The 21,630-nt window shown below is 68.0% G+C and carries 19 protein-coding genes, 1 tRNA gene and 1 pseudogene; 13 read left to right on the top strand and 8 right to left on the bottom strand.

Annotated features, from left to right (window positions below; translation table 11 throughout):
• Nucleotides 1–9 precede the first annotated feature (9 nt).
• Nucleotides 10–6,207, top strand: coding sequence for a hypothetical protein (locus GRI99_RS00445; RefSeq protein WP_160770055.1), 6,198 nt, complete (start codon nt 10–12; stop codon nt 6,205–6,207).
• 118 nt (nt 6,208–6,325) lie between these two features.
• Here GRI99_RS00445 and GRI99_RS00450 read toward each other — a convergent pair whose 3' ends face one another.
• From GRI99_RS00450 to GRI99_RS00460, 3 genes are read right to left on the bottom strand one after another with little or no spacing between them, the layout of a single operon-like run.
• Nucleotides 6,326–6,940: a hypothetical protein gene (locus GRI99_RS00450; protein WP_160770056.1), complete on the bottom strand. Its 615-nt coding sequence runs from the start codon at nt 6,938–6,940 to the stop codon at nt 6,326–6,328.
• Nucleotides 6,937–8,325, bottom strand: a complete 1,389-nt coding sequence (locus tag GRI99_RS18930; protein WP_160770057.1) for an ATP-binding protein — start codon at nt 8,323–8,325, stop codon at nt 6,937–6,939. Before GRI99_RS18930 ends, GRI99_RS00450 begins: the two co-directional genes overlap by 4 nt.
• A 4-nt stretch (nt 8,326–8,329) precedes the next feature.
• On the bottom strand, nt 8,330–9,007 hold the full coding sequence (locus GRI99_RS00460) for a response regulator transcription factor (protein WP_202392877.1): 678 nt from the start codon (nt 9,005–9,007) through the stop codon (nt 8,330–8,332).
• 149 nt (nt 9,008–9,156) lie between these two features.
• On the opposite strand from GRI99_RS00460, the gene GRI99_RS00465 reads away from it, so the two are divergent.
• The 3 genes from GRI99_RS00465 to GRI99_RS00475 all read left to right on the top strand — a co-directional run bounded on the left by GRI99_RS00465 (nt 9,157) and on the right by GRI99_RS00475 (nt 11,538).
• Nucleotides 9,157–9,891 carry an energy transducer TonB gene (locus GRI99_RS00465; protein WP_160770058.1) on the top strand — a complete coding sequence of 245 codons (735 nt, stop codon included), beginning with the start codon at nt 9,157–9,159 and terminating at the stop codon, nt 9,889–9,891.
• Between the two features lie 157 nt (nt 9,892–10,048).
• Nucleotides 10,049–11,083, top strand: coding sequence for a mannose-1-phosphate guanylyltransferase (locus GRI99_RS00470; RefSeq protein ID WP_160770059.1), 1,035 nt, complete (start codon nt 10,049–10,051; stop codon nt 11,081–11,083).
• Nucleotides 11,080–11,538: a DUF2721 domain-containing protein gene (locus GRI99_RS00475; protein WP_237438049.1), complete on the top strand. Its 459-nt coding sequence runs from the start codon at nt 11,080–11,082 to the stop codon at nt 11,536–11,538. The genes GRI99_RS00470 and GRI99_RS00475 overlap by 4 nt, the downstream gene beginning before the upstream one ends.
• A 3-nt stretch (nt 11,539–11,541) precedes the next feature.
• Here the strand turns inward: GRI99_RS00475 and GRI99_RS00480 are convergent, their stop codons facing one another.
• The 3 genes from GRI99_RS00480 to GRI99_RS00490 are packed head-to-tail and all read right to left on the bottom strand — an operon-like array spanning nt 11,542 to nt 13,857.
• A complete protein-coding gene (locus tag GRI99_RS00480; protein ID WP_160770060.1) occupies nt 11,542–11,850 on the bottom strand; it encodes a polyhydroxyalkanoic acid system family protein in 309 nt (102 codons plus the stop codon).
• A complete protein-coding gene (locus tag GRI99_RS00485; protein ID WP_202392878.1) occupies nt 11,850–12,662 on the bottom strand; it encodes a hypothetical protein in 813 nt (270 codons plus the stop codon). Before GRI99_RS00485 ends, GRI99_RS00480 begins: the two co-directional genes overlap by 1 nt.
• Nucleotides 12,655–13,857 carry a toxic anion resistance protein gene (locus GRI99_RS00490; protein WP_160770061.1) on the bottom strand — a complete coding sequence of 401 codons (1,203 nt, stop codon included), beginning with the start codon at nt 13,855–13,857 and terminating at the stop codon, nt 12,655–12,657. Before GRI99_RS00490 ends, GRI99_RS00485 begins: the two co-directional genes overlap by 8 nt.
• A 119-nt stretch (nt 13,858–13,976) precedes the next feature.
• Between GRI99_RS00490 and GRI99_RS00495 the strand changes: the two genes are divergently transcribed.
• Nucleotides 13,977–14,396: an MAPEG family protein gene (locus GRI99_RS00495; RefSeq protein ID WP_160770062.1), complete on the top strand. Its 420-nt coding sequence runs from the start codon at nt 13,977–13,979 to the stop codon at nt 14,394–14,396.
• Between the two features lie 12 nt (nt 14,397–14,408).
• On the opposite strand, the gene GRI99_RS00500 is transcribed toward GRI99_RS00495, so the two are convergent.
• Nucleotides 14,409–16,136 (bottom strand): fatty acyl-AMP ligase, encoded by a 1,728-nt coding sequence (locus tag GRI99_RS00500; RefSeq protein ID WP_160770063.1) that lies wholly within the window; start codon nt 16,134–16,136, stop codon nt 14,409–14,411.
• A 211-nt stretch (nt 16,137–16,347) separates the two neighbouring features.
• On the opposite strand from GRI99_RS00500, the gene GRI99_RS00505 reads away from it, so the two are divergent.
• The 4 genes and pseudogenes from GRI99_RS00505 to GRI99_RS18935 form a co-directional block, all read left to right on the top strand.
• A complete protein-coding gene (locus tag GRI99_RS00505; protein WP_337192820.1) occupies nt 16,348–16,872 on the top strand; it encodes a regulatory protein RecX in 525 nt (174 codons plus the stop codon).
• Nucleotides 16,859–17,362: a DUF192 domain-containing protein gene (locus tag GRI99_RS00510; RefSeq protein ID WP_160770065.1), complete on the top strand. Its 504-nt coding sequence runs from the start codon at nt 16,859–16,861 to the stop codon at nt 17,360–17,362. Before GRI99_RS00505 ends, GRI99_RS00510 begins: the two co-directional genes overlap by 14 nt.
• Before the next feature lie 61 nt (nt 17,363–17,423).
• A complete protein-coding gene (locus GRI99_RS00515; protein WP_160770066.1) occupies nt 17,424–17,822 on the top strand; it encodes an NADH:ubiquinone oxidoreductase subunit NDUFA12 in 399 nt (132 codons plus the stop codon).
• A gap of 242 nt (nt 17,823–18,064) precedes the next feature.
• A pseudogene (locus tag GRI99_RS18935) lies at nt 18,065–18,247 on the top strand (DUF2155 domain-containing protein); the annotation flags it as partial.
• Between the two features lie 35 nt (nt 18,248–18,282).
• Here the strand turns inward: GRI99_RS18935 and aat are convergent.
• Entirely contained in the window at nt 18,283–19,080 is a 798-nt protein-coding gene (gene aat, locus GRI99_RS00525; protein ID WP_160770067.1) for a leucyl/phenylalanyl-tRNA--protein transferase, read from the bottom strand.
• A gap of 88 nt (nt 19,081–19,168) precedes the next feature.
• On the opposite strand from aat, the gene GRI99_RS00530 reads away from it, so the two are divergent.
• The 4 genes from GRI99_RS00530 to nusG all read left to right on the top strand — a co-directional run bounded on the left by GRI99_RS00530 (nt 19,169) and on the right by nusG (nt 21,600).
• Nucleotides 19,169–19,244 (top strand) — tRNA-Trp (locus GRI99_RS00530).
• A gap of 233 nt (nt 19,245–19,477) precedes the next feature.
• Complete coding sequence (locus GRI99_RS00535; RefSeq protein ID WP_160770068.1) at nt 19,478–20,680, top strand: glycosyltransferase family 87 protein; 1,203 nt, start codon at nt 19,478–19,480, stop codon at nt 20,678–20,680.
• Nucleotides 20,681–20,810: 130 nt separating this feature from the next.
• Nucleotides 20,811–21,023: a preprotein translocase subunit SecE gene (secE, locus tag GRI99_RS00540; protein WP_160770069.1), complete on the top strand. Its 213-nt coding sequence runs from the start codon at nt 20,811–20,813 to the stop codon at nt 21,021–21,023.
• A gap of 40 nt (nt 21,024–21,063) precedes the next feature.
• Nucleotides 21,064–21,600 carry a transcription termination/antitermination protein NusG gene (nusG, locus tag GRI99_RS00545; protein ID WP_160770070.1) on the top strand — a complete coding sequence of 179 codons (537 nt, stop codon included), beginning with the start codon at nt 21,064–21,066 and terminating at the stop codon, nt 21,598–21,600.
• Nucleotides 21,601–21,630 lie beyond the last annotated feature (30 nt).

The raw sequence follows: 21,630 nt of genomic DNA on the forward strand, positions 1-21,630 counted from the left end.
ACTTTTGCCATGACCACCAAGACCACCATCCGCACCGCCGCCCTGCTGCTGTCGGCATCGGCCATCGCGCTGTCCGCCATGCCAGCCCAGGCCAACGAGGTGCTGTTCTCCAACACCGGCCGCACCCGCGTGGAGCCGGGCGAGCGGATCGCCACCGGCGGCGGCGTGCTGCAGGTGCGCCTGGACAGCGGGGCAACGGTGTCCTTCGTCGAGGAGGCCGACTTCCGCCTCAGTCCTGATGGCACTATCGAGCTCTATTCGGGCAGCGTGACCGTGGCCGGCGCAGGCAGCGCCACCACCGTGGTGCGCATGCCGCAGGGTGTGGAAGGTCGCGTGACCGGGGCCGGCAACGCCGCCGTGTTCACCGCCGACGAGGAAGGCGAAAGCAACGGCCACGTGCTGACCGGCGAGATCAGCCTCACACGCGGCACCGGCGCGGCGCGGGTGTTCGAGGCGGGCGAGATGTGGGCCAGCGCTGGCAACGGCGCGTTCCGCCAGGTGATCGCGCGCGAGGCGACAGCCGCCCCGCCGGCTGACGCGGAGGAGCCGCAGGTCTTCGCCATGCGCGAAGGCGGCCCCGTGGCGGCGGCGCAGAACGGCCTGCCGGTGTCGCTGGGTGATGCCCTGGCGGCGGCGGGTGCATCGTCCGACATCATCGGCGCGGCGCGGCGGGTGGAGGCGGCCGGTGCCAATCCTTCGCTCGACACCTATCCCACGGGCGACCTGGCCCTGCTGGTGGCCCGCGCGGTCGATCTGGCGGGGGCCAATGGCGGCAGCCCTTTCCCGCAGGCGCAGGCCGACATCATTCGCGCCTATCTGGGCTACCTTGCGGGCGGCGGCGGCGGGCAGACGTTCCTGACCGCCTATGCCGGGTTCCTGACCCAATACCTGGGCCTGATCCGCGCCGGGGGCGTACCCAGCCAGTTCAGTGCCGCCTCGCAGGCGGACATCAACGCGTTCCTGGCCTTCCAGAGCGGTCGCGGCGCGCTGGGCCAGCTTTCCGCGCAGGACCGCACGCTGGCCGAAGCCTACCTCGCCTTCATCCGGGGCGGCGGCAACGCCAACCTGTTCACCGCGACCTATACCGACCTGATCGAGGCCTATTTCGCCTTCGTGCGCGGCGGCGGCGATCCGGCGGCCTTTGCCGGTGCTTCCACGCAGACGATCGACGCCTATGTCGCCTTCCTGGCCGAGAGCGGCCTGGTGACCCAGCTTGCGCCTGCCGACCAGGAGCTGCTGGCGGCCTATCGCGCCAACGGCAGCTTCGCCTTTGCCGCCACTTATGCCGCCGCGCTGCAGAGCTATTTCGGTTACCTGGCCGCGGGCAACCTGCCCAGCACCTCGACCAGCCTGACCCCGGCGCAACTGCGCAGCTACCTGGAACTGCTGAGCGCGTCGGGCCAGCTTGACCGGTTGCTGGGCGACCAGGCGCAGTTCTATGCCGCCTATCTGGACTACCTGCGCCAGGGCGGCGCGGTGGACGGGTTTGCCCTGCTCAATGCCAACGTGTTCGCGGGCTATGCCGGACAGCTCGGCACCTTCTACGCCTACCTTCAGGCGGGCGGCCTGCCCAGCGCTTATACCGGCGATGTGGCGGCGCTGCGCAGCTATCTGGAAGTACTGGCGAATGCTGGGGCGCTGGAGCCCTTCCTGGGGGCGAATGCCGGGTTCTTCGCCGACTACCTCGCCTATCTGAACGGCGGCGGCGCGATCGACGGGTTTGCCGGCCTCAACGCCAATATTTTCGCTGGCTATGCGCAGGCGCTCAACGCCTATTACGCCTTCCTGGCAGGGGGCGGGCTGCCCAGCGGCTACACCGCGCTGACGCAGGAGCAGATCGCCGCCTATGTCGCCGCGCTGCGGGCCCAGGGGGCGACCAGTGCCTTCCTGGCCGGGCTGGCGGACTTCTACACCGATTACGCTGCCTTCCTGGCCGGCGGCGGCAACCCGGACCTGTTCACGGGCCTGCCCACGCTGAACCTGCCGGCCTTTGCCGATGCACTGAACGCCTATGCCGCCTATCTGGCGGGCGGCGGCCTGCCCGGCGGCTATGGGGCGCTGGACCAGAGCGTGCTGGCGATCTACCTCGACGCGCTGGAACGCTCGGGCCAGCTGTCCGCCCTGCTGGGCGGCAACGCCGGGCTGCTGTCGGCCTATTTCGCCTATCTGGAAACCGGCGGCGCGCCGGACCGGTTCAGCGGCCTGCCGCTATATCAGGGCTATGTCTCGGCGCTGCAGGCGTACTTCACCTTCCTCGACAACGGCGGCCTGCCGGGCGACTATACCGCGCTGACGCCGCAGCAGGTGCGCGATTATCTGGCGGCCCTGTCCAATGCGGGCGGCTTCACCCTGCAACTGGGCAACCTGGCCGATTTCTATACCGCCTACTTTGCCTACCTTGGCACCGGCGGTGCGCCCAACGGGTTCAGCGGCCTGCCGCTCTATGCCGACTATGTGAGCGCGCTGAACGCCTATTACGCCTTCCTGGCGGGCGGCGGGTTGCCGCAGAACTACACCGCGCTGACCGCGCAGCAGATCCAGAGCTACCTGGCGGCGCTGAACGCGGCGGGAGGCTTTGCCGCCTACAGCGGGCTCAACGCCTTCTTCGCCCAGTATTATGCCTTTGTGGCAGGCGGCGGAAACCCGGCCAACTTTGGCGGCCTGCCGGTCTATGCCGATTACCTGGCGGCGCTGGAGCTGTACTATGCCTTCCTGCTCAATGGCGGCCTGCCCAGCGCCTACACCGCGCTGACGGCCGAACAGGCGCGGGCCTATATCGAGGCGCTGAACGGCGCGGGCATCCTGTCGGCGCAACTGACGGCGGACGAACTTGACTTCGTGCTCGATTACCTCGCCTTCCTGCAGGGGGGCGGCAATCCGGACCAGTTTGCCGGCCTGCCCGCCAACAGCGGCGGCGGCACGGGCGGCAATCCGGGCACGATCACCCCGCCGGTGACGCTGGCCTACGCGGGCGGGTTCAACCCGTCGGTGGCGCGGATCAACTTCGTGACCTCGCTCAGCGGGACCAGTCCGGGATCGGAAAGCGGCTTCGATGCCACGGCCTTCGCGCTCAACGCCAGCGGCGGCCTTACCTCCTACACCCGCACCGGCGGCACCACGCGGACCAGCGGCAGCACCACGATCAGCGATATTTCGGGCAATGCCGATGTGCTGATCGGCCGCTGGCATTCGGGCACCAACACCGGGGCCAACCCCTTCACGCTCAACGCCAACCAGGGCTTCCATTACATGCTGGCGCGGCCGGTGGCGGATACCTTCGCCCTGCCCGCACAGGGGCGAATCGACTATGAACTGCTGGCTGCCACCCGGCCGACGATTGTCGACGGATCAGTGGCGCCAGGCGGCATCACGGCCGACATGGCGATCCTGCTGGGCGCATCGCCCAAGCTGGCCTTCGACGCCACGCTGACAATGCCGGGGGCCAATGGCGGGGCCAACCAGACCTTCCGCTATGCCACCACCGGCGGCCTGGCCAATGCCGCGCAGTCGACCACCGACTTTGCGCTGTTCCCCAACAAGAGCTTCCAGCTGCGGGTGGACGGGGTGAGCGGCACCAACTGCACCGATGTGAACACCTGCTACTTCCAAGCCTTTGGCCAGTTCGGCGGTGACGAGGACACGATCGGCCTCACCTACGTTGCCCGCAACGACCAGGGCAGCGCCAAGGCGTTGATCGGTGCGGCGATCTTCGGCAACGGCACGCTGACCGGCGGGGCCGCCGCCACCACGCTGCGCAGCAACCAGGCGCTGGCCTATGCCAACAAGCTGATCGGCACCGACAGCTATGCCAACGTCCAGGTGCGGTATGACGATGCCACCGGGGCACCGGTCGGCTTCATTGTCAGCGCTGACGAACAGATGGCGCTGGGCACGGCCAGCGTGACGCAATCCGGCAATGCCGGGACCACGCTGTACTGGTCGCGCTGGAACAGCGGCACGCCCACCGGCACCTATTACGGCGATGCGCCGGGCGCGATCGGGGCCAATGGCTCGTACCACATGATCAGCGGCACCCCGGCCACCACCCGCCCGGCCAGCGGCACGGTGAACTACGAACTGGTCGGTTCCACCGCGCCCACCTTCCAGGACGAGCGGACCACGGCGGGCACGCTGACCGGATCGGCTGCGGTTGCCTTCGGCGCCACGCCGCGACTGGGACTGAACCTCGATGTCGCCATCGGCGGGCAGAGCTACAACGTCGCCACGGCGGGTGGGGTGGCCACGCCGTCCAGCAGCGGCATCACCATCGCGGCGAACAACACCTTCGACAGTCCGTTCAATTCGCTGACCGTCACCACCACGTCCAGCTTCTGCACACCCAATTGCAGCGCCTTCGTGGATGGCTTCCTGGCGGGCGACAACGCCAGCCACATGGGCCTCGCCTACGCCATCCGCAACAACAGCAACCCGCAGACCTTCATCGACGGCACGGCAGCGTTTGCGGCCGTGGCGGGCGGCGGCGGCACCCCTGCTCCCACGCAGGTCACCACCGGCCTGTTCACGTCCGAAGCACGCCTGAATTCCAGCAACGACCTGGGGCAGCATCCTTTCAACCTTGAGGCCCTGACTCCGGTGACCGACGGTTCAACCGGCTATGAGCTGAACGCCAGCGGCGAAATCGTGGGCTTCTTCCGCACCGGGGGGTTCGGCGGATCGGACCGGATCGGCACGGCCAGCCAGGCCGATAGCGGGGGGATTACCGGCGGTTCGCTCGCGTGGACCCGCTGGACCAACGGCGTGGTCGATGCAACGCGCAACGCCGGTTCGTCGACCGACATCTCGCTCAGCGCCAACCAGGGCTATCATGCGATCACCGGCACCCCGGCCACCAACCTGCCGACCACGGGCCGGGTCGATTACGACCTGGTTGGCGGCACCCGGCCAACGCACGAGTATGGCACGGCTGCCCCCGGCACGCTGGTCAGCGGCGGTGCGGCGGTGCTGTTCGGCACCACCACCAAGGTCGGCATCGAACTGGAGGTCACCTACAATTCGAATACCTATATCGGGAAGACCACCGGCGGGCTGACCGATCTGGCCACCTCCGAACTGACGCTGACCAACGGCAGCTTCAACGCCATCGGCGCGTTCGGCAACGTGACCGGCGGAACGTGCGGCACCGGCTGCCGACCGATCTGGACCGGCTTCCTGTCGGGCGACGGCGGCGAAGACCTTGCCTTGCAGTACATCTTCCAGCTGGGCAATTCGAACAACGAGCTGATCGGCGTTGCGGGCTTTACCCGGAGCGCAGGCGGCGGCACGCCCGCGATCATCACCGGGGCGCAGACCAACCAGCACTCGGTGACGGCCAACTATGCCCAGTTCCAGGACATCTACAGCCGCCCCACCAATTACGATGCCAACGGGATCATCGATTCCTACACCATCTCCAACGGCTCCCCCTGGGGCCGCACGGCAAACATGGCACCGGCGGCAGAGGCGGGCAGCGTGGCCGGGGCGATGGGCTGGGCGCGGTGGACCAGCGGTTCCACCCAGAACGGCAACCTGACGGCCAACCAGGGCACGCACATCATCAGCGGCACGCCTGCCACCAACCTGCCGGCCAGCGGCGTGGTACGCTATGAAATGATCGGTGCCACCAAGCCAACCGACGGCGAAGGAGCGCTGGCCCCCGGCGAGTTCTCGGGGACCATCGGTGTCGATTTCGCCACCCGCAAGGTGGGGATCGATTTCAACGTCACGATGGGCGTCTACGGCTGGAACCTGCGGACATCAGGAGGGTTCGCCGATCCCTCAGCGGGTGGGCTTTCGCTATTCTCCGAGAACCAGATCAAAAGCCAGGTGACTGTCACCGGGGTGAACGCCGCGAGCTGCACCAACAACTGCTCGGCATCAGTCGACGGTTTCCTGTACGGCTCCGGGGCGAGCCATTTCGGCGTGGCCTACGCTCTGACCGACCGGCCCGCCGGCATGAACCAGCTATACATCTCGGGCGCGGCGGCCTTTGCCGCAGGGTCCGGCAACGCGGGTTCCGCCCCCGCCACCACGCTGGGCCTGGCTGCCACGCCCGAGTGGGACCGCTGGGGCGCGGAAGCCGCCGGCGACACCGCACCCCAGGTGGCAACGGCCCCCGGCATCGAGCAGGCGGGTCCGATGGGGGTCACCTACTCGCCGGAGCAGCTGGCCCAGCTCGAAGCCTGGGTGGCCGCGCAGCGGGTGAACTGACCGGTCAGGGGGAGTGTGCGGGGCGGTCCTCTCCTCCGACCGCTCCCCGCACACCCGTCACGCGAAGGCCGGTCCCGCCAGAACAGGCGGGGCCGGCCTTCAGCGTTGGAACAGGGGATCAGCGGACGACCAGGTAGACGCTGGCATCGCGGCTGCCGGTGTTGCGCAGGGCAATGGCAAACCGCTCGGTAAAGATCGGCAGCCAGTCGCAACTGGCGCGCGGGGCAAGCTGGCGGGTGCATACCGGCTCCTCGCGCGGGTTGCTGATGGCCAGCGCCACCTGCCCGCCGGAAGCATTGCCCGCCATATGCGCGGCGATCTGGGCCCGCTGGCCGGCCAGGAAGATCTGCTGGATCACCAGGCTTTCCCCCGGCCGCACCACGGCGCGGCGATAGGCGGGACCGAGCGCGCGGCCGCGCCAGGGGGTGCCGTCAGCCGCCTTGGCCTGGTTGCGCCAGCCGGTCAGCGGATCGTCTGCGCCGGCATCTTCCGCAGGATGGACACCCAGGGCATCCAGCCGCGCCAGCAGCGGCGCGCGGGCCTCGGCAGAGTGGGCCGCTTCGGCGGCTGCGAGCAACATGGCGGCATCGGTGGCAGGATCGGACGCAGGAGCAAGCGCCAGCGGCGGCGTGGAGAGCGGTTGGCTGGATGCGGTATTGCAGCCTGCCAGCAGGGCCAGCGCCAGGGCCGCCCCCCCCGTCCGTGCCTGCCAGTTCCCCACTCCAGAACTCATTCGCTACCCCACATGGCATGCGGCTTGATCACGAAGTGCGCCCCCTTGGCGCTGGCGACCAGGCCGATGGTCATACCGTGCCGCAAGGCAATGGCGCGGGCAAGGGCCAGGCCGAGGCCGTGGCTGTTCTTGCCCACCGTGGCCTGGCCGGTGCGGAACCGCTCGAACACCAGCGGGCGCAGCGCCGGCTCGATGCCCGGGCCATCGTCGCGCACCTCGATCACCGGGCCGTGGCGCACCGTCAGCGTCACCTGCCCGCCGCGCGGCACATATTTCAGCGCGTTGTCCAGCAGGTTGGAGATGAGCCGGGTCAGCTGCATCGGCTCGCCCAGCAGGTGCACGCCGGGCTCGATGAAATGGCGCAGCGCAATGCCTTCTTCCTCGGCGCTGCCTTCGTACAGGTCCACCAGGTTGCTCGCGAGGGCGGACAGGTCCACGTCCGCCAGCCCGGTGATGTCACCCACCCGCGCCTCGCTGCTGGCGATGTCGAGCAGCGAATCGAGCATGGTCACCACGCTGCGGATATCGCTGCGGCACTGCTCCAGCACACCCGGGTCGCAGCCCTCGGGCAGGGTGCGCATGGCGTTGACCAGGCGCGCGTCGAGGTGGGTCAGCGGGGTACGGATCTCGTGCGCGATGTGGTCCGACATGTGGCGGTGGGTATTGGCCAGCGTGGCCGAACGGGCGATGGAGCGGGTGCTGAGCTGGGCCAGTTCGCCGATCTCGTCGTCGAATTCGCTGTCGGGCAGCTCCACCTCGCCACCCTCCTCGGCGGCCCGGAAGGCCTTGCTGATCGTGCCGATGCGGCGGCGCAGGGTGCCCGCCGCGCGCCGCCCCAGTGCCCAGCTGGCCAGCACAACGCCCGCCGCTCCGGCACCGAACATCGCCATCAGCCGCACCAGCGCGTGCCAATCGCGCTCGTAGGTGCGGGCCACCAGCAGGTTCAGGTCTGGCGCCAGCCGCGTGGCGCGGGCATAGGCGGGCGCGCCATCAGCCAGCTTGACGAAGCCCTGTTCGGACGTGGCCGCATCCAGCCCCGGCCATTCCTTGATGTTGCCGGCCAGCGCCGTGCCATCGCTGCGCGCGGCGATATAGCGCGCCTGGCGGCCATCCAGCCCGACCAGCAGCGACCGGTCATCCAGCCGGGCGAGCAGTTCCTCCTCGCCCCCGCTGGCATAGATATCGGCAAGGCCCGCGATGTCGGTATCCACTGTGGTCGCCAGCGAGCGCTCCACCGCCTGCCAGCTTTCCCACATGGTCACGCCGAACAGCAGCGCCAGCGCCAGCAGGGTGAACAGCAGCGCGCGGTTGACCAGGGCGGCAAAGATCGACCGGCGGTGCGTGCCGGGCGGCGGGGGCAGAGTCAGGCTGGTGCCCGCGACCACGCGCTCAGTCGCCCCGCGTCAGGCGATAGCCGGTGCCCCAGATCGTCTCCAGCGCGGGGGTATCGAAGCCGCTTTCCAGCTTGCGGCGCAGGCGGCCGATGTTGACGTCCACCACATTGGTCTGGGGATCGAAGTTCATCTTCCACACGTCACGCAGCAGCATGTCTCGGGTTACCGTCTCGCCCGCGTTCTCCATGAAATAGCGGAACAGCTCGAACTCCTTGGGGCTGAGCGCAATGTGCACGTTGCGGCGGAAGGCGGTGCGCGCTTTCACGTGGCATTCGAACTGGCCATAGATGATGATCGCCGAATGGGTGCGCCCTTCGGCGCGGCGCACCAGGGCCTTCAGGCGGGCGGTCAGTTCTTCCGGCTCGTAGGGCTTGGCCAGGTAATCATCCACACCGGCTTCCAGCCCTTCCACCCGGTTGCTGGCCCGGCCCAGCGCCGAGAGCATCAGCACCGGGGCATCGACCCCGCTGGAGCGCAGCCGCTGGACGATTTCCAGCCCGTCGATATCGGGCAGCATGCGATCGAGGATGATGGCATCGAACGGCTCCAACGCCGCCCGGCGCAGGCCATCGGCCCCGCGCATTTCCCACACCACCTGCGTGCCCTGCCGCGCCAGCATGGCGGTAACGTCGGCCGCCGCCTCGGCGTTGTCCTCGATGTACAGCAGCTTCATGCCTGTCTGCCCCAGTTTCGCATGCTGAGCCTTACCTCGCCCTCGTGCGTTATGGCACGACAGCCACCGTGGGGAAGATGACATTTGCCGTTACAATTGCCTAGCTTGCCTGCTTGCGCGATAAGCGGACGCAAGAGGGACGCCGCCTGATGCGCGAAACGATGCCAGCCAGCACCGGCTATCAGCCGCGCCGCCGCCCGCGCCTGGCCCTTATCGCTGCCATCGTCGTCGGCCACCTGGCGCTGGGCGTGGCGCTGGCGCACCTGCTGGCGCCGGACTTCACCGCCAGCGTGGTCAGCCGCGCGCAGAGCCAGTTGACCGTGATCGTCAGCACCTATGAGGAGGAACCGCCCGCGCCGGAGCCCGAACCTGATGCCGGGGCGGCGGGCGATCCGGGGCGCGATGCCGTGGCCAAGCCGGTGGCCGCGCCAAGCAACCCGCTGCCCAGCCCCAGCCCCGTGCCGCGCGCGGCCTCCACCGGCAGCCAGAGCCAGTCCGGCGCGCGCGACGAGGGGGACGGCACCGGCGCCAGCGGCCCGGGCGATGGCACCGGCAGCGGCAACGGCGGCCAGGGGCGCGGCGGCGGCATTGCCGCAGGCCCATCGGTCCGCAGCGGCGAGTTGAACGAGGCGCGCGACTTCCCCGTGCCACCCGGCGGGCGCGAAGCGCGCTTCGGCAAGAGCGTGATCGTCAACTTCACCGTGGGCGTGGACGGGCGCGCCCGCGATTGCACCGTGGTCAGCAACCAGGTGGACGAGGAGACCGCCGCGCGGGTCTGTCCGCTGGTGATGGACAAGATCCGCTTCAACCCCGCCACCACCGCCGATGGCCGCGCGGTGGAGGCGCGGTATGGCTATCGGGTGGACTTCCGGCGGCGCGATTAGCGTTCAGACCACCCACCCTGCCTCCGCACCCGGCCACCAGTGATCCCATCAGGCTATGGCGACCGGGTGCGGAGCGGGAGCGGGTGGTCCGGCCCCCGAAACTAAATTGTCGGCAACGGGTTGAACGCTCTCGCGGAATGCGGGAGTAAACCAGCCCATGAGCACCATCCATCCGGTCATCCTGTGCGGCGGCAGCGGCACGCGCCTGTGGCCCCGCAGCCGCAAGGCCATGCCAAAGCCCTTCCTGCCGCTGGTGGGGGATCGCACGCTGTTCGAAGCCACGCTGGACCGCTGCGCCGATCCCGCGCAGTTCGCCCCGCCCACTGTGGTAACCGGCGCGGCCCATCTCGACCACGTGCTGGCGCAAGGGTCCGGCAACGCGGACCTGCAGGTGATCGTGGAGCCGATGGCCCAGAACACCGCTGCCGCCATCGCCCTGGCCGCCTGCCGCCTGCCAGCGGACGCGGTGATGCTGGTGTGCCCCAGCGACCACCACATCGCCGATGCGCCCGCTTTCTGCGCGGCGGCAAAAGCCGCAGCGTCGCTGGCGCAGGATGGCTGGATGGTCAGCTTCGGCATCACCCCCACCGCGCCCGAAACCGGCTTCGGCTACATCAAGCGCGGGGCAGACCTGCCGGGCGGGTTCCGGGTGGATCGCTTCGTGGAAAAGCCGAACTTGGAGACCGCGATCGGCTTCCTGGCCGATGGCGGCTTCAGCTGGAACGGCGGCATCTTCGCCTTCGGCGTGGGTGCCTTCATGGCCGAACTGGAGAAGACCCGTCCCGATATCGCCGCCGCCGTGCGCGAGGCGGTGGAAAAGGGCCACAGCGAGGGCGCGGCCTTCTATCCCGACGCTGCAGCCTTCGGTTCGTTCAAGGGCGATTCGGTCGATTACGCGGTGATGGAGAAGACCGAGCGCGCCGCCATGGTGCCGGTCAGCATGGGCTGGAGCGACATCGGCAACTGGCACGCGCTGCGCGACGCCCTGCCGGCCGACGAGGCAGGCAACCGCGTGTCAGGCACGGTCGACCTGGTCGACTGCCGCGAGGTGCTGGTGCAGACCGATGGGCCGCGCGTCTCGGTGATCGGTCTTGAGGGCGTGGCGGTGATCGTGGACAATGGCGAAGTGCTGGTGACCACGATGGCCGGCGCGCAACTGGTGGGCAAGCTGCCGGGGGCTGCCAATCAATGAATCAGGTTCCGGGCATGATCGCGCAGACCATCCAGCTGGCGCTGGCCCCGGTCTTCGTGCTGGTGGCCATCGGCAACATCATCAACACCCTGTCCAGCCGGCTGGGCCGCGTGGTCGATCGCAGCCGCACGCTGCAGAAGCTGCACGGCGAAACGCAAGGGCCGGAGCACGATGCCGTGGTGCGCGAGATCCGCATCATCGACAAGCGCATCCACCTGATCAGCCGTTCCCTGCTGCTGCTGGTGCTGGCGGGCCTGTGCATCGGCAGCACCGTGGTGCTGCTGTTCGTGGAGGAGTTCGTGGGCGTGAATGTGCAAGCAGTAGCCGCCGGCACCTTCATCCTGGCGATCGGCTTCCTGATGAACGCGCTGGTGCTGTTCCTGCGCGAAACGCGCCATGCCACCGATGCGCTGCGCATCCCCAGCGAACTGCTGGAGCTGGACCGCAAGCTCTAGGTTTCAGGCCGGCGGCGGGGCCAGCAGCTTGGTGCCGGCCTGGCGGATCGCGCCTTCCACCATCGGCTTGATGAAGCCCAGCGCCATCGGCAGGTCCACGTCGAACAGCACCTGGGCATCCTCGATGGCGATGCGGCCGGCCAGCACCTGACCCATCGCGTTGATCTTCAGGTTCAGGGTGTCGTCATCCACCCAGCTCGTCTCGATCTTGGCCATCCCGCCGGGAATGGCATCCTCGATCCGGTTCTCCGAGCCCCGCAGGCGGCGGCGCACTTCCTCGCGGCCCAGGCTGTGGGGGATGGCAACTTGCATTACTTGGTCTCCGCGAGTGAGGGCTGTTGCAGTCTGGGTGCGTCCAGCGAGGGTGACGGCAGGGCCACGCCTTCCGCATCACCGTACCTGTAATCGAGATAGCGGGTGCGGATCGCCAGGTCATCCAGCGAGCCTTCGGCCAGTTGCCGCGTCACCTGGTCGATCTCGCGGCTGATCTTGCCCAGGCCATCGACAAGCTGGGCATCGGGGCTGGAGCCGCCTCTCTGCTCGGCCCTCAGGTTGGCGGGAATGCGCTTATAGGCATCGATCATCTCGGGCAGGATCTCGCCCACCAGCTTGCGGGTCTCTCCCGCTGCCGGATGGGCGGGATCGACATGGGCCAGTTGCTGGCCCAGCGCGTCGAGTTGGGTGCCGATGCCTTCCACCAGCCGCACGGCCGGCGGCGGCAGGGCGGCGCGCTGGTGTTCCAGCCACAGCTCGGTCCGGGCCACCAGTTGGCGCGCGTCCTGCGTCTGCGTCAGCGTGGCGCGATCCGGCACGCGCGCCTTGGGCCACTGGCCGAAGATCACTGCGGCGGCGACCATCGCCATCACGGTCACCATCACGCCCACGAAGCCGATGCCGTCCAGCACGATGCCGGCCACGAAAGCGGCCACCATGATACCCAGCACCGATCCCGCGATCAGCTTGGCACGCTTCAGCATTGTGCCGCGCCGCAGCTTGCGGCTGCCTTCCCCGATCGGCCTGCCGCCACCGACCCGGCGGTGGCGCCCGCCCTGCTGGTTATCCCGCAGCACGGCGCGTCCTTCGTTCAGCAGGCGCTCGCTGTGGCGGGTCAGGTCGTCAGGCATCGAGGCTCAGCAGGCTGGGCACGTCCGCCGCCTTGGCCGCCTGGGCCTGGCCTTCGGCGCGGGCGATGTAGCCCTTGGACTTCTCGACCTCGCTGGTCAGCACGGTGACCGTCTGCTTCATCGATTCCAGCGCGCGCAGCTTGAAGCTGTCCACCTCGTCCATCGTGTCATAGATGTTCTGGAAGGCGCGTTGCAGCGTCTCCAGCGGGATCGTGCTCGATGCCGCCTGCTCGTGGATCTGCGCGGTGTTCTGGCGCAGCAGTTCGCCGGTGGAATCGATGATGTTGGCGGTGGTGGTGTTGAGCGCGGTGATCTGGCCCAGCACCAGCTTCTGGTTGGTCATCGCCTGGGCCACGGTCACGGCGGTGCGCAGCGCGCCCACGGTGGTGGTGCTGGCCCGGTCCACGCCCTTCACCAGTTCCACGTTGTTCTTCTTCACCAGGTCCAGCGCCAGGTAGCCCTGCACGGATACCGCCATCTGCGTCAGCAGGTCCTGCGTGCGCTGGCGGACATAGAACAGCGCGGTCTCGCGGATGGCACGGGCCTTGTCCGGATCGGTCGCGTCAAGGTCGGCGGCCTTTTCCTCCAGCCGCTCGTCCAGCGTACGGGCGATGTGGATCATCTGCTCCAGGTTGCCCATCGCATCCCACAGCTTCTGCCGCTCCACGTCGATCGCGGCGTTGTCCATCAGCAGCTCGTCCTTGCCGCTGGCGAGGCGCGACAGGATCGCCTGGATGTGGCTCTGCGCGCTGGCATAGCTGTCGAAATAGGTCTTCAGCTTGTTGCCGAAGGGGATCACGCCAAACAGCTTGCGCCCGCTCATCTTGCCGGCACGGCCGGGGTCCAGTTCTTCCACGGTGCGGCGCAATTCGGCCAGGTCCGCGCCCACGCCGGAATCCTTGTCCATCGCCCGCACCGGCCGGTCCAGGAAGCGGTTGGACATGCCGGCTGCCGCCATGATCTCCTTGCGGCCCATGTTGGTGATCTGGTCCACCTTCTTGCCGAAATCGGGTGACTTGGCATCGAGCGCGATCAGTTCATCGACAAAGCCGTCAACCTTGTCGTCCAGCCTGCTGCGCTTGTCCTCGGACACGGGCACGAGGCCGCTGGCCTTGTCCGCCGCCACGACCGGCACGGGATCGGGCGGCGTCAGCTTCAGCTCGGTCGCGGTGGTTGTCTCGTTCGTGCTTGCCATCGGCCCTGCTCACCCATCAATTGCTTCCGGAACTGTATTAGGCAGGCAAGACACGCATTTCAAGCGTTCGCCCTGCGGTCCGTCTGGTGTAGTCTGCCCCTCATCGGGAGGAAAGCACCATGACCACAGAACTGACCGTGCTGGCGCTGGGTGCCGTTCTGCTGCTGGCCCACATCATGCTGGCCGTGCATTACAAGACCAAACAGTACGGCAAGGACTGGAACATGGGCGCGCGGGACGAGGACCTGCCCCCGCTGAACCCGATTGCAGGCCGGCTGGAACGCGCGCGCGACAACTTTGCCGAGACCTTTCCCGTGGCCATCGTGGCCCTGCTGGGCATCGCGCTGACCGGCAAGGCCAACGCGCTCAGCGAAGTGGCCTCGATTGCCTGGCTGGCGGCGCGGGTGTTTTACCTGCCGCTGTACTGGACCGGCGTGCCCAAGGTGCGCACACTGGTGTGGGGCGTGGGCCTGCTGGCGCTGGTGGCGCTGCTGGGGGTGCTCCTGTTTGCGCCGGTGCAAGCCGGCCCGCCAGCCTGACGAGCCCGCCCCTCAGGCTGCCAGGTCGTACGGCTCGATCTCGCCTTCCAGGTACATCTTGCGCGCCTTGGCGCGGCTGAGCTTGCCCGATGACGTGCGCGGCAGGGTGCGCGGGGGCACCAGTTCCACCACGCAGTTCATGCCGGTGATGGCGCGCACCTTGTCGCGGATCTCGTCGCGCAGCTTCACCCGTTCTTCCGGATCGGACACGCGGCAGTGGACCAGCACGGCGGGGGCTTCCTCGCCGTTCTCCATCTCGATGGCGAAGGCGGCGATGTCACCGTGGTTGAAGCCGGGCAACTGCTCCACCGCCCATTCGATATCCTGGGGCCAGTGGTTCTTGCCGTTGATGATGATCATATCCTTCGCCCGGCCGACGATGAACAGGTAGCCATCGGCCATGTAGCCCATGTCGCCGGTGTCCAGCCAGCCATCCACCAGGGCTTCGTCGGTCGCTTCCGGGTTGCGGAAGTAGGAGTGCATGACCGAGGGCCCGCGGCACCACACCTTGCCGATCTGGTGGTCGCCCTTCACCTCGCCCTTCTCGCCGCGGATCTCCACGTCCATGTCCGGCAGCGGCTTGCCGCAGTTGACGATGGCGCGATAGCGCGCCGGGCGCGACAGGTCGCGGCGGCCGCCGGACAGGCGCTCTTCCTCCACCAGTTCCACCCGGATGCCTTCGCCGGGCGGCATCACGGTAACCGCCAGCGTCGCCTCGGCCAGGCCATAGCTGGGGGTGAAGGCGCTGGCCTTGAACCCGGCGGGGGCAAAGGCGTTGACGAAATTCTGCATCACGTCGGGCCGGATCATGTCGGCCCCGTTGCCCGCCAGCCGCCAGCGCGAAAGGTCGAACCGTTCGGCCACGTTGCTCTGGCTGGAGATGCGGCGGGCGCAGATGTCGTACCCGAAAGTGGGCGAATAGCTGAGCGTGTTGCCCTTGTTGCGGCTGATCAGGTCCAGCCAGGCCAGCGGGCGGCGCGCGAAATGCTCGGTCTTCAGATAGTCGACGCTGACCTGGTTGGCGATCAGCGACAGGAAGCAGCCGACCAGCCCCATGTCGTGATACCACGGCAGCCAGCTGATCCCGCGATCGCCCTCGCCGATGTTCATGCTGGCGGCGTGGCCATAGAGGTTGTGCAGCAGCGCCCGGTGGGTCACCGCCACGCCCTGCGGGAAGCGGGTGGAGCCGCTGGAATACTGCAGGTAGCAGATGTCTTCCGGATCGGCCTGGGGCAGCTCCACTACGGGCGCGGGGCGCCGGGCCAGTTCGTCCCAGGCAATGCCCTGGCAACCCTGCCGGTCGGCCGCGGCCTGGGCCATCTCGGCGATCTCCGGCGGATAGATCAGCATCAGCGGATCAGCGCTGGAAAGCTGCACCGAAAGCTGGTCGATATAGCTGTCCTTGCCGCCGAAGGTGGTGGGCAGCGGCAGCGGCACCGGCCAGATGCCGGCCAGGGTGCAGGCGCAGAACAGGGCGGCGAAATCGGGGCCGGTCTCGGCGATCAGGGCCACCCGATCACCCTTCTTCGCGCCCGCCGCGATCAGGCGATAGGCCATCTGCACGGCATCGGCGCGCATTTCGCTGAACGGATAGACCCGTTCCAGTTCGCCACGCATGTCATGAAAATTCAAGCCCTTGGCGCTCCGGGCGGCATAGTCGATCGCTTCGTTGAAGGTCGCGAATTCGGCACGGATGCGCGGCAGGGCGCAATCGTTGGGTGTGGGCACGAGTTCGGTCATGGCGCTGTGGCTACCCTCTTTATCCGCCCCGTCCGGGCGTTATCCCAGTGCGACACGTGGCCAATAGCACATTTGGCCGGATGACAATCTTTCCCATTTGATAGGAAGTGTGGCACGAATATGGCCAACCAGATCCAGGGCGATGATGGGAATGCGCGCCTATAGACAAGAGTGTCAGCAAGGCAAGAGGGGCAGGCGCCCGCTCGATGCCGTGCAATTGCGCGACCTGGCGCTGTCCTACGTCGCCCGTTACGCCACCTCTGCCGGCAAGCTGGAACGCTACCTCGCGCGCAAGCTGGCCGAGCGCGGCTGGGCGGAAGGCGAGGAGCGGCCGGACATCGCCGCCCTGGTCGCCCGCTATGTCGAGGCCGGCTATATCGACGATGCCGCCTACGCTCGGATGAAGGCCAGCGGCCTGCAGGGGCGCGGGTATGGCGCCAGGCGGGTGCAGCAGACGCTGGCCGAGGCCGGGGTGGACCAGGCCCTGCGCGACGAGGTGACCGCCGACCACGCCGCCCGCCGCCACGCCGCGCTGACAATGGCCCGCAAGCGCCGCTTCGGACCCTTCGCCCCCCTTCCGCCCGAGCGCGAGGTGCGCGAAAAGCAGCTCGCCGCCATGCTGCGCGCGGGCCACGATCTCGACATGGCGCGCGAAATGGTCAATGCACCCAGCATTGCCGCAGCCGAGGAATGGGCCGCGGCGCTTGACGGAGACGGCAACGATGGCGCGTGGTAACCGGCTGAAACTTCTGGGGGCCGGTGTGGCGCTGGCGCTGGCGGCCTGCTCCACGCAAGGGTCGGCCGATGCGGCAACCGCCACGGCCAGCGCCGAGCCTTCGGTCCACCCCGTTTCGGGCCTGCGCGTAATTCCCCTCACCGTCACCACCACCACCGGCCAGCGCCATGCCTTCCGCGTGGAAGTGGCGGCCACGGGTGCCGAACAGCAGCGCGGCCTGATGTTCCGCACCGAAATGGGGCCGGACGAAGGGATGATCTTCCCCTTCAGCCAGGTCCGCATGGCCAGCTTCTGGATGCGCAACACGGTGATCCCGCTCGACATCATCTTCATCGGGCCGGACAACAGGGTGATCAACATTGCCGCCAACGCGGTCCCCTATTCGGAGGAATCGCGCCCCTCCACCGCCCCCGCCGCCGCCGTGCTGGAGCTGAACGGCGGCCGCGCGGCACAACTGGGCATAGGGCCGGGCGCACTGGTCGAATGGTAAGGCGAAAACCCCCGCCTTGCGCGCTTGCGCAGAAGGGGCAAAAACGGGTAACGGCGCGGCCATGAGCATTCTCGGCAAGATCTTCACCTGGTGGGACGGCGCCACCATCGGCACCCTGCTGTGGTCGTCCGCCAACGGCACCCACGTCGGCACCGATGCCCAGGGCAATAAGTACTATCGCAGCAAGAAGGTGCGCGATGGCCAGCGCGAGCGGCGCTGGGTGATCTACGAAGGCCTGAACGATGCCAGCCGCGTGCCCGCCGAATGGCACGGCTGGTTGCACCATTCGTATGACGAGCTGCCCGAAAGCCACCTGCCCGCGCCCAAGATCTGGGAAGCGGATTTCACTCCCAATGCCACCGGCACGCCCGCAGCCTATCGCCCGATGGGTGCGCTGGAGCGCGGCGGCAAGCGCGCCCGCGCCGGCGGCGATTACGAAGCGTGGACGCCCGAGGCGTGACCTTGCGCGGCCTCGCTTTGGCCAAGTACGGGGTGGGGGCTGCAATGGCGTGCGCGCTGCTGGCCGCCTGCCAGGGTGAGGCCCCCGCCCCCGCCCCGCAGGAAACTGAAGTGCCCGAGGAACTGGCCGCACCCGGCCAGCCCGCCCCTGGGCAGGGCGATGGCCCCGGCACGCCGATGGCTGAACGCGTGGCCACGATCGGCCTGATCAACAAGCGCAACAACATCAGCCAGGACATCGAGATGAAGCCGGGCGAGGCCCGCCGCATCGGTGACGTGGTGATTCGCCTGGCCGCCTGCGAGCGCACCGCCCCGTGGGAAGACCCGCCGCTGACCGGCGCCTTCGTGCAGGTCAGCGTGCTGACGCGCGGCCAGGGCGGCGGCGATCCGCAATGGCTGCGCGTGTTCTCCGGCTGGCTCTACAAGGAAGCGCCCGCCGTCAACGTGGTCGAACACCCGATCTACGACGTATGGGTCAAGGACTGCGCGATGAGCTTCCCGGGCGAGGACGCGCCCGTGGCCCGCTCTACAGGCGCGGCCAATGCGGCGCCTGCCGCCGCGGCGGCCCCGGCAGCGGAAGAGCCGGCGCCCGCTCCGGCAGAGGAAGCCCCCGCAGAGAACTGAGCCCACGCTTGTGGCAGGCTGGCCTGGAAGCCATCCGCCCGTGCATCGGCCAGCAGTTGCAGATAGCGCTTGCGCGGCACGGTCACCGCCCCCAGGCTGGCCAGGTGATCGGTGATGAACTGGCAATCGAGCAGGCGGTAGCCCGCATGGCGCATCAGCGCCACCAGCCAGGCCAGCGCCACCTTGCTGGCATTGTCTGCCCGGCTGAACATCGATTCGCCACAGAACACCCGCTCGAAGCTGACGCCGTAGAGTCCGCCCGCCAGTTCGCCATCCAGCCAGCATTCGATCGAGTGGGCATGGCCCGCGCGGTGCAGCGCGTTGTAGCTGTCCTCGATCAGCGGGTTGATCCAGGTATCGGGATGGTCGGCACGCGGCGCGGCGCATTCGCGGATCACGCGGGCAAAGGCGGCGTTGCAGGTGACGCGGAAGCGGTCCTGCTTCACCACCCTGGCAAGGCTGCGGCTGAGGTGGAACCCATCCAGCGGGATGATCGCCCGCTGGCGCGGTTCCACCCAGAACACATCCTGGTCATCGCGCGAATCGGACATCGGAAAAATGCCGCTGCGATAGGCCAGCAGCAGCAGGTCCACGGTCAGCTCAGGCTGGCTGGCGGGTGTCGTGGGCGCGTGCATGGGCGGCAATTAGCACAGGCAGCTGCGCTCGTCGCCCACGCTGCGCTTGCCATCCGGCCAAAGGCGGTTTAGTGGCGCGCTTCCCTGCAGGGGTGTAGCTCAGCTGGTAGAGCATCGGTCTCCAAAACCGAGGGTCGTAGGTTCGAATCCTATCGCCCCTGCCATTTCCTTGGATTTGTCTTTGCGAAGGGCCATCCGGCCCTTCGTCCTCGCTAAGCGGGCAGCAAGCTGCCCCCGCTGCGGGCGGCCGTTCGGCCTTGCGGCGCTGCGCGCCATTGGTGGCTCAAAGGAGAGCTTCCCTCTCACCCCCCTTTTCCTCACCCCGGGCTTGATCCGGGGTCCAGCTTCCTGCCTTGTCCCAAACCCCGCATTAACCATCTTCCGCTATCGCCTGAGCATGGACCTGCTCTCCCATCTCCGCGATGCCCGCTGGCTCGATCGCAGCCGCGTGCGTGGCTATGCGGTGCTGCTGGGGATCGCCAGCCTGGCGCTGCTGGCCAACTCCTACATCAAGGCGATGACCCCCACGGGCAGCGATTTCCTGGCCTTCTGGGGCGCGGGACACGTGACCGTGGCGGGCGATCCGGCCGCCGCCTATGACCTGGCGGTGCAGGAGCGGGTGCAGACCGGCCCTGCCGCCGGGATCGATGCGGAAGGCTTCTTCGCCTTCGTCAATCCGCCGCCCTTCCTGTTTGCCACCGCGCCCTTCGGCGCGCTGCCCTTCCCGCTGGCGTGGATTGCCTGGGTGGCGGTCGGCTATGCCTTGTGGGCCTGGGCCGCGATTCGCGCCTTTCCCCGGCTGTGGCCAATCGTCCTGGCCTTCCCCGGTGCGCTGATCGCCGCCGGGCACGCGCAGACCGGGCTTCTCACCGGCGCGTTGCTGGTGGGGGCCGTGGCCACGCTGGACCGCCGGCCGGTCCTGTGCGGCGCGCTGATCGGGGCGCTGGTCTTCAAGCCGCACTTGGCGCTGCTGCTGCCGTTCTGGCTGGCGGCGGGCGGGCGCTGGAAAGCTTTCCTGGCCGCCGGGGCCAGCGTGGCCGCGCTGCTGCTGGCAAGCTGGGCCGCGTTCGGCCCGGCCACCATGCTCGCCTATACCACAAGCTGGGCCGCCAGCGCGCACATCATGGATGTGGGTGACGATGCCTTCCACCTGCGGCTGGCCACTGTCTATGGGCAGTTGCGGCTGGTGATGCCCGCCAATCCGGCGCTGGCGATCAACGCCCTGGTGGCGCTGGGCATGGTCTGGCTGGTGGCCCGCTCGTGGCGCAATTTTGGACAAGATGGCATGGCCACGGGCGCGCTGGCGCTGGCGGCAACGGCGCTCGCCAGCCCCTACCTGTTCAATTACGACCTGCCGTTCCTGATCCTGCCGCTATTGTGGCTGGTGCAGCAGGGGCTGGCCCGCGGCTTCTTCCCCTACGAGAAGCTGCTGCTGGTGGTCCTCTACCTGGCGCCTTATGCCACCCGCGCGGCGGCGCTGCCGCTGCATGTGAACCTGATGCCGCTGGCCAGCGCGCTGCTGGTGTGGCTGGTATGGCGCAGGGGGGCACAGGGCGGGCCATGCCTGCCCTCTCTTGCCAAGGCGGGAGAGCGGGCCTAAATAGCCGACCGTCTTTCCGACATCGGAAACATCACAGCCCCTCCCGGTCCTTCGACCGGGGCGGCGATGGTCCTATGGCGAAAGGCATAACGACAGTTTTCGCGCATACCGCACACAGAGGCAGCAGATCATGGCCGAAGAAGGCAAGACCCCGCGCACCAGCCCCAACCAGTTCCTCAAGCAGGTGCAGGCCGAGGGCAAGAAGATCGTCTGGCCAAGCTGGAACGAGACGGTGCGCACCGCCATCTTCGTGTTCATCCTGATGCTGATCCTGTCGTTCTTCTTCCTGGGCATCGATTCGCTTTTCGGTGCCGTGGTGCAGTGGCTGCTGTCGCTCGCCTGATCCCACACGCTTCAGACAAATTCCTGGAAAGAGACCACTCATGGCCCGCTGGTACATCATCCACGCTTACTCCGGCTTCGAGAACAAGGTACGCGATTCGATCCTTTCGGAGGCCGAGCGCCTGGGCCTGTCCGATGGCGTGGAAGCGGTGGAAGTGCCCACCGAGACGGTGACCGAGATCAAGCGTGGCAAGAAGGTCCAGGTGGAACGCAAGTTCATGCCCGGCTACGTGCTGGCCAAGCTGAACCTGACCGACGATGTCTATCACCTGGTCAAGAACACCCCCAAGGTCACCGGCTTCCTGGGGTCCGGCAGCAAGCCGCAGCCGATTTCCGAGAAGGAAGCCGCGCGCTATTTCGGCGGCGTGGCCGAGGCGCAGGCTGCCCCGAAGCGCGAAATCAACATCGATTACGAGATCGGCGACAGCGTCAAGGTCAACGCCGGTCCCTTCGCCAGCTTCAACGGCACCGTGGAAGAGCTGGACTTCGAGAAGAGCCGCGTGAAGGTGGCCGTGTCCATCTTCGGCCGCGCCACCCCGGTGGAACTGGGCTTCGACGAGGTCGAGCTGGTCAAGTAAGGCGCCTTATCTCGCGCTACCGCCTCGCTG

This window comes from Alteraurantiacibacter buctensis (assembly GCF_009827655.1).
GTDB lineage: Bacteria > Pseudomonadota > Alphaproteobacteria > Sphingomonadales > Sphingomonadaceae > Alteraurantiacibacter > Alteraurantiacibacter buctensis.

Excerpts from the sequence above, each read along its gene's own strand:
- secE (WP_160770069.1), top strand. The coding sequence starts at position 20,811 with ATGGCCGAAGAAGGCAAGACCCCGCGCACCAGCCCCAACCAGTTCCTC.
- GRI99_RS00445 (WP_160770055.1), top strand. The coding sequence starts at position 10 with ATGACCACCAAGACCACCATCCGCACCGCCGCCCTGCTGCTGTCGGCA.
- GRI99_RS00460 (WP_202392877.1), bottom strand. The coding sequence starts at position 9,007 with ATGAAGCTGCTGTACATCGAGGACAACGCCGAGGCGGCGGCCGACGTT.
- GRI99_RS00480 (WP_160770060.1), bottom strand. The coding sequence starts at position 11,850 with ATGCAAGTTGCCATCCCCCACAGCCTGGGCCGCGAGGAAGTGCGCCGC.
- GRI99_RS00465 (WP_160770058.1), top strand. The coding sequence starts at position 9,157 with ATGCGCGAAACGATGCCAGCCAGCACCGGCTATCAGCCGCGCCGCCGC.
- GRI99_RS00500 (WP_160770063.1), bottom strand. The coding sequence starts at position 16,136 with ATGACCGAACTCGTGCCCACACCCAACGATTGCGCCCTGCCGCGCATC.
- GRI99_RS00515 (WP_160770066.1), top strand. The coding sequence starts at position 17,424 with ATGAGCATTCTCGGCAAGATCTTCACCTGGTGGGACGGCGCCACCATC.
- GRI99_RS00470 (WP_160770059.1), top strand. The coding sequence starts at position 10,049 with ATGAGCACCATCCATCCGGTCATCCTGTGCGGCGGCAGCGGCACGCGC.
- GRI99_RS00490 (WP_160770061.1), bottom strand. The coding sequence starts at position 13,857 with ATGGCAAGCACGAACGAGACAACCACCGCGACCGAGCTGAAGCTGACG.
- GRI99_RS00510 (WP_160770065.1), top strand. The coding sequence starts at position 16,859 with ATGGCGCGTGGTAACCGGCTGAAACTTCTGGGGGCCGGTGTGGCGCTG.
- GRI99_RS00475 (WP_237438049.1), top strand. The coding sequence starts at position 11,080 with ATGAATCAGGTTCCGGGCATGATCGCGCAGACCATCCAGCTGGCGCTG.
- GRI99_RS00485 (WP_202392878.1), bottom strand. The coding sequence starts at position 12,662 with ATGCCTGACGACCTGACCCGCCACAGCGAGCGCCTGCTGAACGAAGGA.
- GRI99_RS00450 (WP_160770056.1), bottom strand. The coding sequence starts at position 6,940 with ATGAGTTCTGGAGTGGGGAACTGGCAGGCACGGACGGGGGGGGCGGCC.
- GRI99_RS00535 (WP_160770068.1), top strand. The coding sequence starts at position 19,478 with ATGGACCTGCTCTCCCATCTCCGCGATGCCCGCTGGCTCGATCGCAGC.
- nusG (WP_160770070.1), top strand. The coding sequence starts at position 21,064 with ATGGCCCGCTGGTACATCATCCACGCTTACTCCGGCTTCGAGAACAAG.
- GRI99_RS00495 (WP_160770062.1), top strand. The coding sequence starts at position 13,977 with ATGACCACAGAACTGACCGTGCTGGCGCTGGGTGCCGTTCTGCTGCTG.
- aat (WP_160770067.1), bottom strand. The coding sequence starts at position 19,080 with ATGCACGCGCCCACGACACCCGCCAGCCAGCCTGAGCTGACCGTGGAC.